Here is a 12,541-nt window from a genome sequence, read left to right as displayed (position 1 = left end):
TCGAGACCCGAATCCATGACCGACCAAACTCCCTCGGCCCTCTACACCGGCCCGCGCCGCATCCTGTCCGGCATCCAGGCGTCGGGCGCGCTTCACCTGGGCAACTATCTCGGCGCCCTGAAGCGGTTCGTCGAACTGCAGGACCAGGGCGCGCCCGTCTTCGTCTTCGTCGCCGACATGCACGCCATCACCGTCTGGCAGGAGCCGGACAAGCTGGCCGCCCAGACGCGCGAGATCGCCGCCGCCTATCTGGCCTCGGGCCTGGATCCGGCCAAGTCGATCATCTTCCCGCAGTCCGCCGTGCGCGCCCATGCCGAACTGGCCTGGATCTTCAACTGCGTCGCCCGCCTGGGCTGGCTGGACCGGATGACCCAATTCAAGGAGAAGTCGGGCAAGCACAAGGAGCGGGCCTCGGTCGGCCTCTACACCTACCCCGTGCTCCAGGCCGCCGACATCCTGCTGTACAAGGCGACCGAGGTGCCGGTCGGCGAGGACCAGAAACAGCATCTGGAGCTGACCCGCGACATCGCCGCCAAGTTCAACAACGACTTCGGCGTTCCCGGCTATTTCCCGGTGCCCGAGCCGATCATCCAGGGGCCGGCGACGCGCGTCATGTCCCTGCGCGACGGGGCGGCCAAGATGTCCAAGTCGGATCCGTCCGACAACAGCCGCATCAACCTGACCGACGACGCCGACACGATCGCGTCCAAGATCCGCAAGGCCAAGACCGATCCCGAGCCCCTGCCGGAAACCCTGGACGGGCTGAACGACCGGCCCGAGGCCAAGAACCTGGTGGCCATCTACGCCGCCCTGGCCGGCCTGACGCGTGAACAGGTGATCGCACAGTTCGGCGGCCAGGGCTTCGGCGCCTTCAAGCCGGCCCTGGCGGACCTGGCGGTGGCCTCCCTGGCCCCCGTCACGGCCGAAATGCGCCGCCTGATGGACGATCCGGCCGAGATCGACCGCGTGCTGAAGGACGGCGCCGACCGCGCCGCCGAGGTCGCCGATCCGGTGGTGGACGAGGTCAAGACGATCGTCGGCTTCTGGCGGGGGTAGGCCGCTGGCGGTTTTCGGACGCGGCGTCGCGGCGACCGGTTCCGCCGCCGCGCCGTCGGGGCTAGAAGCGCGGCCATGAAACATCCCCTCGACCGCGCCGTCTGGAACGCCCTGACCACCCGTCTGTCATCCTTCACGACGCCGGAGTCCGACGCCCACGCCGTGCGCATCGACCCCGAGATCGGGGTCTTCCTGTCGGCCGCCGACGCCTCGCCCCAGAGCCGCGCCCGGCTGACCGAACTGGCCCGGCGACACCCCGGCGCGGGAATGGTCGAGCATTCCGACGGACCCATGGCCGACGTCCTGCCGGACGGGGTCGCCGTGGATCGCCGCATCGCCCTGGTGCAGATGACCGCCAGCGCCCTGACCCCGGCCAGGACCTCGGCCAGGGCGCCCGACATCGCCTTCGAGACCCTGACCGAGGCCGACGCCCCCGCCATGCTGGCCCTGGCGACCCTGACCCGGCCCGGCCCCTTCCGCTCGAGAACCCGCGAACTCGGCCCCTTCATCGGGATCAAGCAGGACGGCGAACTGGTCGCCATGGCCGGGCGGCGGCTGCGGGTGGACGGTTTCACCGAGCTGAGCGGGGTCTGCACCCACCCCGACCACCAGGGGAAGGGCTATGCCGCCGCCCTTTCGCGGGCGGTGGTCGGCGAAATTCACGCCTCGGGCGAGGCCGCCTTCCTGCACGCCTTCGCCGATCATGAGGCGACCATCGCCTTTTACCGGTCCCTGGGCTTCGAGGTTCGGGCGCCGATGGTCTATACGATCCTGGCCGACTGACAGGGAGACGGGCCATGAGCGCGCACGGGGCGACCATCGAGTGGATGCGGGGCGATCAGCCCTTCACCGACAAGCGCTACAGCCGCGCCCACAGCTGGACCTTCGACGGCGGGGCGGTGGTCCCCGGGTCGTCGTCGCCCGCCGGCGTGCCCGTGCCCCTGTCGGACGCCTCGGCGGTCGATCCGGAGGAGGCGATGGTCGCCTCCCTGTCCAGCTGCCACATGCTGTGGTTCCTGGCCTTCGCCGCCAACGCCGGTCTGGTGGTCGATTCCTATCGCGACGCGGCCTCCGGCGAACTGGACAAGAACGCGGCGGGCGCCCGGTATCTCGCCCGTGTCGCCCTTCGCCCCGTGACCGCCTTCTCCGGCCGCCAGCCGGACCAGGCCGAGCTGGACGCCCTGCACCATTCCGCCCACGAACATTGCGAAATGGCCCATTCGGTCCGCGCCGAAATCACCATCGAGGCGACCATCGGCTAGGCGGGGGCCGTCTCCTCCTCGATCAGCGAGCGGAACAGGCCGTGGGCGGCGATCATGCCGTCCGAGGTGGCCAGGGTGATGTTGGACGCCGCCCGCGCCAGGTCGCCGGCGGCGAACACGCCCGGCTGGGTCGTCGCCTGCATGGCGTCCACCTTGATCACCCGGCCCATCGGGGTGTCGGTCATCTCGCAGCCCAGCCGCTCGGCGAAGGGGCTGGCGACGCGGACGCTGGCGCCGACGAAGATGGCCTTCAGGTCCACGAAGCGCCCGTCGGTCAGCCGCGCCCCCGTCAAGGTCGGCGCCTCGCCCTCCAGCCGGGCGATGGGCGTCGTCTCGATGGTAACACCGCGCCGGTACAGCAGATGGGCGTCCTCCGGCGACAGGCCGACGTCCAACCCCATGAACAGGGTGACCTGGCCCCACTCCGCCACCGTGGCGGCGTACTGGACCGCATGGTCGCCCCGCCCCAGCACCCCGATCGGACCGCCGCCGATCTCATAGCCGTGGCACCAGGGACAGTGCAGGGCCGTGCGGCCCCAGCGTTCCTTGACGCCCGGAATATCGGGCAGCACATCCTCGACCCCGTGCGACAGCAGAAGGCGGCGCCCCCGCGTCCGCGTGCCGTCGGCGAAGGCGACCGAGAAGCCGCCGTCGATCCGCTCGATCGTGATCGCCTCGGCCATGCGGAAGGCGGCGGTGGGATAGGCTGCAACCTGAGACCGGGCCGTCGCCGTGATCTCGGCCCCCGGTCGGCCGTCGTTGGTCAGAAAGCCGTGGGCGCGGGCGGCGAACCGGTTTCGGGGGCGTCCGTCGTCGATGACCAGCACCCTGCGCCGGGCGCGAACCAGCTGCTGGGCGGCGGACAGACCGGCGTAGGAGCCGCCGATGATCAGGGCGTCGTGCGGCATGGGCTCACTCGGGGCGATGGGCGTTGAGACGGGCATTCAGCAAATCCCTTTTGGGGTGTTCGGCCATCCGGCGCGCGAAGTCCGCCGCCAGATCGGCCAGGGTGATCTCGTTCAGCCGCGCGACCAGCAGGGCGCGGGCGGCGGCATAGGTTCCGGCCAGGGCGTCGTTGACCGCCGCCTCGACCAGACAGCCGTCGGCCTCGACAGGCGGGGTTTCGGGAAACAGGCCGGGCTCGCCCAGGGCCGTGTTGACCTGGCCCAGGGTCACCTGGTCCAGCGGCCGGGCCAGCCGCCAGCCGCCGCCATGCCCCTTTTCCGACGCCACCAGCTTCTGCTCGCGCAGGCCGGCCATGGTCCGGCGCACCACGACCGGATTGGTCGACAGACAGACGGCCAGCTGATCCGAGGTCATGGGCGCGCCGGTTCGCGCCTCATGCTCTGCCATGTGCAGCAGGGCGTGAAGGATGTTCGAGAGGCGGGAGTCCCTTTTCATGTAACTTCAATTGTTACGTGATGGGCCCGGCGTCAAGACGGGGGCTGGGATTCTTTTCAGACGTGGGGCGCGACGTCCGTCAGGAAGGCCCTGAACCGCCGCAGGGAGTCCTCGGTCAGGTCCGGGTCGTGGCGCATCGGGCCGTTGTTGGTCGGTTCGTCGAAGGCGTGGGTGCCGGCGGCGACCCAGCTTTCGACCTCGGCGCCGCAGTCGCGGATCATGGCGTTGATCATTTCGGCGTTGCGGACCGTGGTCAGGTGGTCGCGTTTGCAGGTCACGGCCAGCACCTTGGGGCAGTGCCGCCAGGGCTTCATCCGATTGAAGGCGAACGGGCCGATATAGGGATAGGCCAGCCAGACGGCCCGCACCCCCGACAGGTCGGCCGCGCCGGGATCGGCCACGCCCATCGTGTTCGGCGCGGGATCGGCGCTCATCATCTCCATGATCGACCAGCCGCCGTGGCTCCATCCGGCCAGGGCCAGCCGGGTCGCGTCCACGTCCGGTCGGGCCGAAATCCCCTGGATCGCCGCCAGCACGTCGCCGGCCCGTTCATAGCCCCGAAAGGCCAGGCCGGTGCAGACCGCCGTCAGGGTGAAGGCCCGCCCCCAGCCGCGCGGGCCGTAGGAGTCGACGATGAAGGCCCGCCAGCCCGCCGCCTTGGCCGCCTCGGCATAGCGAGGCAGGTGGTCGCGCAGACCGCCGCAGCCGTGGAACAGCAGCACCGCCGGCCGGGGCCGGTCGTCGTCGGGCCCGACAACAGTCAGATGGGGTTCGAGGCGGGCCCAGCGGCGCTTCAGATCGTCCATCCGCGATCTACGCCGCAGCTTTCGCCCCAACGCCAGCCCCTCTTGCGCATTTCGTCATTCAGATATATCTAACCGCTCGTGAATAGATATATCTAAAAGGAATCGATCATGAGGTCCAAGGGGATTTTCCAAGGCCGCAGCAACGGATGCGGCGAAAAACACGGTCGTCCCGGCGGCTTTGGCTTCGGGCATGGGTTCGGTCACGCCTTCGGGCGCGGGATGCGCGGCGGACGCGGCGCGGACTTCGGTCCTGGCTGGGACGGCGGCGAGGCGCGCGGACGTGGTCACGGCCATGGCCGGCGCGGCGGCGGCCGCCTGTTCGACCACGGCACCTTGCGCTGGGTCCTGCTGTCGCTGATCGCGGAGAAACCCAGCCACGGCTACGAGCTGATCAAGGCGGTCGAGACCCGGCTGGGCGGCGCCTATTCGCCCAGCCCCGGCGTCATCTACCCCAGCCTGACCCTGCTTGAGGAGATGGGCGCGCTGGAGTCCCAGACCGAAGGCGGCAAGAAACTGTATTCGATCACAGAGGCCGGCCGCGCCCTGCTGGCCGAGAACGAGGCGATCCTGCGCGCCGCCGAGGCGACGATGGACAAGTTCGCCGCCCGCGCCCTGCGGCCGACCGCCATCCAGGACGCCATCGGCCGCCTGCGCCACACGATCCACGACCGTCTGACGGGCGAGACCGCCCTGACCGAGGCCCAGGTCCAGGCCATCGCCGCCATCCTGGCCGAGGCCGCCGACAAGGTGGAACAGGCATGACCGGGCTCCTGCGCATTCCCCGGCGCGTGCGGCACGAGCTGAAGTTCCGCACCCTGACCGTGGCCTCGGTCCAGGACCTGACGCCGGCCTATCGCCGCATCGTTCTGGAAGGCGCGGACCTGGAGGGCTTCGTCTCCCTGGGCTTCGACGACCATGTGAAGATCTTCCCGGTCGCCGAGGGCCAGGCGCCGGTCATGCCGACGCTGGGGCCGGAGGGTCCGGTCTTCCCTGAACCCCGCCCCGTGGCGCGCGACTACACGCCCCGCGCCTATGACGCCGCTGCGCGTCGGCTGACGCTGGATTTCATCACCGGCCACGGCGGTCCGGCGACCGAATGGGCCATGGCGGCCAAGGTGGGGTCGGTCCTGGGCGTCGGGGGTCCGCGCGGGTCGTTCATCGTCCCCACGGCCTTCGCTGACCATGTGCTGATCGGCGACGAGACCGCCCTGCCGGCCATCGCCCGTCGTCTGGAGGAACTGCCCGCCCGCGTCCGCGCCCATGTGGTGGTCGAGGTCGCGGACCTGGATTCGACATGGACCTTCGACAGCGCCGCCGATGTCGCCGTCACCTGGGCCGTCCGCGACGGCGCCCCGCGCGGCGGGACCGAGACCCTGCTGGCGGCGCTCGACACGGCCCTGACCGGGGTCAGCCCGAAAGACGCCTATGTCTGGATCGCCGCCGAATCCGCCGTGGCCAAGGCCCTGCGGACAAAGGCGCTAGGACTTGGCTTCTCGCCCAAGGCGATGAAAGCCGCCGGCTACTGGCGCCTCGGCGACCCGGGCGCCCACGAGGTCATCGAAGGCTGACCCCCGCGGCGCGCAGCGTCAGGTTCAGCCGCCCGCCGCCGGGGATCAGGCGCGACGACCCCTCCAGCACGCGGTCGATCCCGTGCCGGGCCAGTCGCGCCGGGCCCGTCAGGGCGCAGACGTCGCCGCTGTCCAGCCGCAGCGTCGTGGTGCGCCCGCCCTCGGCGGCGCCGATACGGAACATGGCCGCATCGCCCAGCGACACCGACAGGACGGGCGCGCCCAGGTCGGCCTCGTCCTTATCCTGGTGCAGGCCCATTTTGGCCCCCTCGCGATACAGGTTGACCAGACAGGCGTCCGGCCGCCGGGGCCCGCCGACCGTCGCCTCCCACAGGTCCAGCAGCACCGGCGGAATATCCGGCCAGGCCCGCCCCGTCTCCGGGTGGGTCGCCTGATAGCGATAGCCGCCCCGGTCCGAGACCCAGCCCAGCGGCCCGAAATTGCTCATCCGCACCGAGAACGGCCGTCCGCCCGGCGTCTGCGGCCGGTACAGGGGCGCTGCTTCCAGCCGCGTGAACACCGCATCGACCAGATCGGCCTGGGCCGATGCGTCCAGGGCCCCCGGCCACAGGCGAAAGCCTTCAACGGCGGTTTTGACCTCTAAAATCGCGGACATGGCCTCATCCTGCGCGAAAACCGGTTCCGCCGCATCGCTGAATCGCAGAACGCCCTTGCAGCCGTATGGGACTTTCCCATATCGGGGCCAGCTTCGGAGAAACCCCGCGAAGTTTGGGGCTATCCGACACCAACCACGCCAACCCACAGGGGGCGGTCACGCGCGGCGCTTCGTCGAAGGCCGCCGCATCGCCCGCCGATACGGAGAGAAATAGAACGCCCATGGCCAAGATCATCGGCATCGACCTCGGCACCACCAACTCGTGCGTGGCCGTCATGGACGGCAAGAACCCCAAGGTCATCGAAAACGCCGAAGGCGCCCGCACCACCCCGTCGGTGGTCGCCCTTCAGGACGGCGGCGAGACCCTGGTGGGTCAGCCCGCCAAGCGTCAGGCCGTCACCAACCCCGCCAACACCTTCTTCGCCATCAAGCGCCTGATCGGCCGCAACTTCGACGATCCCGTCGTGGCGAAGGACAAGGGCATGGTGCCCTATGAGATCGTCAAGGGCCCGAACGGCGACGCCTGGGTCCGCGCCCACGGCAAGGATTATTCGCCCCAACAAATCTCGGCCTTCACCCTCATCAAGATGAAGGAGGCCGCAGAGGCCTATCTGGGCGAGAAGGTGACGCAGGCCGTCATCACCGTCCCGGCCTATTTCAACGACAGCCAGCGCCAGGCCACCAAGGACGCCGGCAAGATCGCCGGGCTGGAAGTCCTGCGCATCATCAATGAGCCGACCGCGGCCGCGCTCGCCTATGGCCTGGAAAAGAACGATGGCCAGAAGATCGCCGTCTATGACCTGGGCGGCGGCACCTTCGACGTCTCGATCCTGGAGATCGGCGACGGCGTCTTCGAGGTGAAGTCGACCAACGGCGACACCTTCCTGGGCGGCGAGGACTTCGACGTGCGCCTGGCCGACTATCTGGCCGACGAGTTCAAGAAGGAACAGGGCGTCGACCTGCGTCAGGACAAGCTGGCCCTGCAGCGCCTGCGCGAAGAAGCCGAAAAGGCCAAGAAGGAACTCAGCTCCACGACCCAGTACGAGGTCAACCTGCCGTTCATCACCATGAACGCCTCAGGCCCGCTGCACCTGAACATCAAACTGTCGCGCGCCAAGCTGGAAGCCCTGGTCGACGACCTGGTCGCCCGCACGATCGAGCCGTGCAAGAAGGCCCTGGCCGACGCCGGCCTGAAGGCCTCGGACATCGACGAAGTCGTCCTGGTCGGCGGCATGACCCGCATGCCCAAGGTGCAGGAGGCCGTGAAGGCCTTCTTCGGCAAGGAGCCGCACAAGGGCGTCAACCCTGACGAAGTCGTGGCCCTGGGCGCCGCGGTTCAGGCCGGGGTTCTGCAAGGCGACGTCAAGGACGTGCTGCTGCTGGACGTGACGCCCCTGACCCTGGGCATCGAGACCCTGGGCGGCGTCTTCACGCCCCTGATCGAGCGCAACACGACCATCCCGACCAAGAAGAGCCAGACCTTCTCGACCGCCGACGACAACCAGTCGGCCGTGACGATCCGGGTCTTCCAGGGCGAGCGTCCGATGGCGTCGGACAACAAGATGCTGGGTCAGTTCGACCTGATGGGCATCCCGCCGGCGCCGCGCGGCATGCCGCAGATCGAGGTCGCCTTCGACATCGACGCCAACGGCATCGTCAACGTCTCGGCCAAGGACAAGGCGACCAACAAGGAACAGTCGATCCGCATCCAGGCCAACGGCGGCCTGTCGGACGCCGACATCGACAAGATGGTCAAGGAAGCCGAGGCCAACGCCGCCGCCGACAAGGTCCGCAAGGATCTGGTCGAGGCCCAGAACGCCGCCGACAGCCTGATCAACTCGACCGAGAAGGCCCTGGCCGAACACGGCGACAAGGTCGAGGCCGACGTCAAGACGGCGATCGAGACCGGTCTGACCGAGCTGAAGACCGCCCGTGAAGGCACGGACGCCGAGGACATCCGCACCAAGACCAACAGCCTGGTCCAGGCCTCGATGAAGCTGGGCGAGGCCATGTACGCCCAGCAGCAGGGCGCCGGCGAAGGCGATGCGGCCCCGGCCGACGACGGCGTGGTCGACGCCGAGTTCGAGGACGTCTCGGACACGGACGAGAAGAAGAGCGCCTGATCGGCAACAGGTCGGCGAAATGATAGGGCCCCGCTTGTCTTGCGATAGGCGGGGCCTTTTCATGAAACTTGCATCAGTCGTTCCGGCCCCCATGTCAGCCGGGACACCACAGCTTCGCTGACGCCCGCAGAGGCGTGACGGAGCCGCAGGGGAAGTATGAGGACCAACGCCCTATGGCGCGTGACTATTATGAGGTTTTGGGCGTCGAACGGACAATCGACGCGCCCGGTCTGAAATCGGCCTATCGCAAGCTGGCCATGATCCATCACCCGGATCGCAACGGCGGCTCGGAAGAGTCGATGGCGCAGTTCAAGGAAATTTCCGAGGCCTATACGGTCCTGTCGGACGATCAGAAGCGTGCGGCCTACGACCGGTTCGGCCACGCCGGCGTGAACGGCGGCGGGAGCGGCGGCTTCGGCCAGGGCCAGCAGGGCTTCTCCGACATCAACGACATCTTCTCCCAGGTCTTCGGCGACGCCTTCGGGGACGCCTTCGGCGGTCGCCAGGCCGGCCGGGGCCAGCAGGGCGGACCGCGTCGCGGCTCGGACCTGCGCTATGATCTCGAGATCAGCCTGGAACAGGCCTACAAGGGCGCCGAGGTCGAGATCGACATCCCCGCCACCATGACCTGCGAGACCTGCGAAGGTTCGGGGGCCAAGCCCGGCACCAAGCCCGTCACCTGCACCACCTGCAACGGCGCCGGCCGCGTGCGCCAGGCCAACGGCTTCTTCCAGGTCGAGCGGACCTGCCCCCGCTGCCACGGCGCGGGCCAGATGATCGCCGACCCCTGCACGACCTGTCACGGCCACGGCCAGGTGCGCAAGACCCGCACCCTGAACCTGAAGATCCCCGCCGGCGTCGACGACGGCTCGCGCATCCGCCTGTCGGGCGAGGGCGACGCCGGTCAGCGTGGCGGCCCGCGCGGCGACCTGTACGTCTTCCTGTCGGTGACGCCGCACGACCTGTTCGAGCGCGACAACCTGGACCTGCTGGTCACGGTGCCGGTTCCCATGACCGTCGCGGCCCTGGGCGGCGAGATCGACGCCCCCTGCCTGGTGTCCGACGCCTGCGACGGCAAGTGCAAGGCCGCCGTCGCCGTGCCGGCGGGGGCCCAGACCGGCAAGACCGTCCGGATCAAGGGCAAGGGCATGCCCCATCTGAACGGCCGCGCGCGCGGCGACCTGGTGGTCGAGCTGTTCGTCGAGACCCCCACAGACCTGACCGCCCGCCAGAAGGAACTGCTGCAAGAGCTTGCCCTGTCGTTCGGAGAGGGGCAGAACCCCCGCAACTCCAGCTTCGCGGGCAAGGCGAAGCGCTTCTGGGCTGACATCCTGGGCAATCAGGATGCGGACGGGTCGAAAGAAAACGTGGTTTGAGCGCAATCTTCCACGCCGGCATTTCCGGCTATCGCGGCCGGATGGGTCGCGCCGTGTCCCAGGTTCTCGATGCGCGCGAGGACGTGGTCGTCGCCGCCCGGTTCGACTGGGGCGAAACCGCCGACATCTCCCTGTGCGACGTGATCATCGATTTTTCGACTCCGGACGCCTCGGTCGCCCTGGCGCAGGGCGCGGCCGAGCGCGGCGGCCCCAGCCTGGTCATCGGCTCCACCGGCTTCACGCCGGAGCAGGAGGCCGAGCTGATGAAGGCCGCCGAGAAGATCGCCATCGTCAAGAGCGGCAACTTCTCTCTGGGCGTGAACATCCTGATCGGCCTGGTCCAGCACGCGGCCCAGCGGCTGGACGCCCAGGACTGGGACATCGAGATCACCGAGGCCCACCACCGCCGCAAGGTGGACTCCCCCTCCGGCACCGCCCTGATGCTGGGCGAAGCGGCGGCGGAGGGCCGGTTCACCGACCTGGCCGACATCCGCTCCGCCCCCTATGACGGCGTCCAAGGCGAGCGCGAGAGCGGCAAGATCGGCTTCTCCTCGATCCGCGCCGGCGGCATCATCGGCGAACATACGGTCCTGTTCGCCTCGGAAGACGAGGTCCTGACCCTCAGCCACTCGGCCATCGACCGGTCCCTGTTCGCCAAGGGCGCCGTCGCCGCCGCCGCCTGGGTCCGTACGCGCGGGCCCGGCCTGTACGACATGCAGGACGTGCTTGGCTTTCGCCAAGCCTGACGTCTAGGGCGCTTCGCGCCACGCTACGCTCGCGACGCGGTCGCTCACGGCTTGAGCGCGGAAGCCATTACCCAGTCAGAGGGTGACGAAACCTGGGGGTGGCAGGCCCGCAAAAATCAGTGCACGACCCTGCGCCGCCCACGGAACGCGGTCCCGGTCAGCAGGGTCTTGATGAAGAAGAAGATGGCGATGACGATGGCGTAGCCCAGGAACAGGGCCAGGGCCGTCATCCAGAAGCCGACGGTCAGAAGCGCCGGCAGGACGAATTCGCCGCCGTTCAGCACCGGCAAGACCGCCAGCACGATCAGATGCACCAGGGTCGCGCCCAGGGCGGTCGAGGCCAGCGACCGCCAGTCCACCATCAGCAGGGCGGCGATGATGGCGATGATCAGCCCCATCACCTGGTTGACGCCGTCGAAGCCGGCGCTGGCCAGACCCGCGATTCCACTCAGGAAATCGCCGATCTGATCGATCAGATTTTCCACGTCGTCTCTCCTGAAAGGTCAAAAACAATAAGGCGCCGGTCAAGCTTGGCCGGTTCGACACGGTTAACGCCGCTCGCGCGGAAAGGCTCCCTCGGGGGTGGGCGTGAAGGCGACGCGGGCCTATGAGTGCGCCGCAACATCGAAAGGACGTCATGACGGGACGGATCGGCGGCGAGGACATCGCCCGCGGCATCGCGCTCAGGATCGCGGCGGCAGGCGCCTTTTCCGTCATGTCGGCGGTGCTGAAACTGGCCTCTCTGGACGGCGTGGTCGCCCCCGAGATGCTGTTCTACCGCGCCTTCTTCGGCCTGCCCGTGGTCCTGGCCTGGGTGCTGACCCAGCCGGGCGGCCTCGCCGGTCTGACCACGCGCCGGCCCTGGGCCCATGCGGGACGCAGCGCCCTGGGCGTCGTCTCCATCCTGTGCCTCTTCCAGACCCTGACCCTGCTGCCCCTGGCCGACGCCACCACCCTCAGCTTCACCGCACCCATCTTCGCCACCATCCTGTCCTTCTTCATCCTGAAGGAGGCGGTGGGGCCGCGCCGCTGGGCCGCCGTGGGGGTGGGCTTCATCGGCGTCGTCATCGTCATGCGTCCCCTTTCGTTCGTCTCGGGGGGCGGTCACGCCATGCCGCTCGAGGGCATAGGTTTCGGCCTGATGGCGGCCCTGCTGACGGCCAGCGTCACCATCACCCTTCGCCAGTTGCGCGACACCGAGCATGTCGCCGCCATCGTCTTCTGGTTCTTCGTCGGTTCATCCGGGGTGGGGGCGATCCTGCTGCCCTTCGTCGGCCATTGGCATTCGCCCCTGACCTTCGCCCTGCTGATCAGCTCAGGCGTCGCCGGCGGCCTGGCCCAATTGTTCATGACCGCCTCGCTGCAAAAGGCCCCGGTCGCCGTGGTCGCGCCCTTCGACTATCTCCAGATCGTCGGCGCTGTAATCTTCGGCTGGTGGCTGATGCACGCCACGCCCACCGCCAACACCCTGGCCGGCGGCGCCCTGATCGCCGCCAGCGGCCTCTACACCGCCTGGCGCGAACACGTCCGCCGCAAGGCCGCCCTGATCCAGACGACCGCGCCGCCGGTGTGAAGGTGGTTCGTGGT

Annotated in this window: 14 protein-coding genes; 9 read left to right on the top strand and 5 right to left on the bottom strand. The window is 68.9% G+C overall.

What is annotated here, in order from left to right; genetic code table 11:
• Positions 1-15 precede the first annotated feature (15 nt).
• From trpS to AC07NC_RS01730, 3 genes are all read left to right on the top strand, one after another.
• Positions 16-1,056: a tryptophan--tRNA ligase gene (trpS, locus tag AC07NC_RS01740; RefSeq protein WP_494568419.1), complete on the top strand. Its 1,041-nt coding sequence runs from the start codon at positions 16-18 to the stop codon at positions 1,054-1,056.
• Between the two features lie 75 nt (positions 1,057-1,131).
• Positions 1,132-1,839 (top strand): GNAT family N-acetyltransferase, encoded by a 708-nt coding sequence (locus AC07NC_RS01735; RefSeq protein WP_494568418.1) that lies wholly within the window; start codon positions 1,132-1,134, stop codon positions 1,837-1,839.
• 14 nt (positions 1,840-1,853) lie between these two features.
• Positions 1,854-2,318, top strand: coding sequence for an OsmC family protein (locus AC07NC_RS01730; RefSeq protein ID WP_008263054.1), 465 nt, complete (start codon positions 1,854-1,856; stop codon positions 2,316-2,318).
• Here AC07NC_RS01730 and AC07NC_RS01725 read toward each other — a convergent pair.
• The 3 genes from AC07NC_RS01725 to AC07NC_RS01715 are packed head-to-tail and all read right to left on the bottom strand — an operon-like array spanning position 2,315 to position 4,525.
• Entirely contained in the window at positions 2,315-3,262 is a 948-nt protein-coding gene (locus AC07NC_RS01725; protein ID WP_494568417.1) for an NAD(P)/FAD-dependent oxidoreductase, read from the bottom strand. The two genes, AC07NC_RS01730 and AC07NC_RS01725, sit on opposite strands and share 4 nt — an antisense overlap.
• Positions 3,231-3,719, bottom strand: a complete 489-nt coding sequence (locus AC07NC_RS01720) for an Rrf2 family transcriptional regulator (RefSeq protein WP_494568416.1) — start codon at positions 3,717-3,719, stop codon at positions 3,231-3,233. The genes AC07NC_RS01725 and AC07NC_RS01720 overlap by 32 nt, the downstream gene beginning before the upstream one ends.
• A gap of 56 nt (positions 3,720-3,775) precedes the next feature.
• Positions 3,776-4,525, bottom strand: coding sequence for a dienelactone hydrolase family protein (locus AC07NC_RS01715; RefSeq protein WP_494568415.1), 750 nt, complete (start codon positions 4,523-4,525; stop codon positions 3,776-3,778).
• Positions 4,526-4,633: 108 nt separating this feature from the next.
• On the opposite strand from AC07NC_RS01715, the gene AC07NC_RS01710 reads away from it, so the two are divergent.
• Together AC07NC_RS01710 and AC07NC_RS01705 are read left to right on the top strand one after the other, a co-directional pair.
• Positions 4,634-5,287 carry a PadR family transcriptional regulator gene (locus tag AC07NC_RS01710; RefSeq protein ID WP_154726349.1) on the top strand — a complete coding sequence of 218 codons (654 nt, stop codon included), beginning with the start codon at positions 4,634-4,636 and terminating at the stop codon, positions 5,285-5,287.
• Positions 5,284-6,093 carry a siderophore-interacting protein gene (locus AC07NC_RS01705; protein WP_494568414.1) on the top strand — a complete coding sequence of 270 codons (810 nt, stop codon included), beginning with the start codon at positions 5,284-5,286 and terminating at the stop codon, positions 6,091-6,093. The genes AC07NC_RS01710 and AC07NC_RS01705 overlap by 4 nt, the downstream gene beginning before the upstream one ends.
• On the opposite strand, the gene AC07NC_RS01700 is transcribed toward AC07NC_RS01705, so the two are convergent.
• Positions 6,080-6,709, bottom strand: a complete 630-nt coding sequence (locus AC07NC_RS01700) for an alpha-ketoglutarate-dependent dioxygenase AlkB (protein ID WP_494568413.1) — start codon at positions 6,707-6,709, stop codon at positions 6,080-6,082. The genes AC07NC_RS01705 and AC07NC_RS01700 overlap by 14 nt on opposite strands.
• Positions 6,710-6,930: 221 nt before the next feature.
• Between AC07NC_RS01700 and dnaK the strand changes: the two genes are divergently transcribed.
• The 3 genes from dnaK (at position 6,931) to dapB (ending at position 10,954) form a co-directional block, all read left to right on the top strand.
• Positions 6,931-8,832, top strand: coding sequence for a molecular chaperone DnaK (dnaK, locus tag AC07NC_RS01695; protein ID WP_494568412.1), 1,902 nt, complete (start codon positions 6,931-6,933; stop codon positions 8,830-8,832).
• Positions 8,833-9,005: 173 nt separating this feature from the next.
• Positions 9,006-10,208 carry a molecular chaperone DnaJ gene (dnaJ, locus tag AC07NC_RS01690; RefSeq protein ID WP_494568411.1) on the top strand — a complete coding sequence of 401 codons (1,203 nt, stop codon included), beginning with the start codon at positions 9,006-9,008 and terminating at the stop codon, positions 10,206-10,208.
• Positions 10,205-10,954 (top strand): 4-hydroxy-tetrahydrodipicolinate reductase, encoded by a 750-nt coding sequence (dapB, locus tag AC07NC_RS01685; protein ID WP_494568410.1) that lies wholly within the window; start codon positions 10,205-10,207, stop codon positions 10,952-10,954. Before dnaJ ends, dapB begins: the two co-directional genes overlap by 4 nt.
• Positions 10,955-11,070: 116 nt before the next feature.
• Here dapB and AC07NC_RS01680 read toward each other — a convergent pair whose 3' ends face one another.
• A complete protein-coding gene (locus AC07NC_RS01680; protein WP_292150368.1) occupies positions 11,071-11,439 on the bottom strand; it encodes a hypothetical protein in 369 nt (122 codons plus the stop codon).
• A 152-nt stretch (positions 11,440-11,591) separates the two neighbouring features.
• Between AC07NC_RS01680 and AC07NC_RS01675 the strand changes: the two genes are divergently transcribed.
• A complete protein-coding gene (locus tag AC07NC_RS01675) occupies positions 11,592-12,527 on the top strand; it encodes a DMT family transporter (protein ID WP_372704966.1) in 936 nt (311 codons plus the stop codon).
• Positions 12,528-12,541: the final 14 nt, after the last annotated feature.

The sequence above is a fragment of the Brevundimonas sp. GW821-FHT10A07 genome, assembly GCF_059415785.1.
This window is presented reverse-complemented; position numbering and strand designations above follow the sequence as displayed.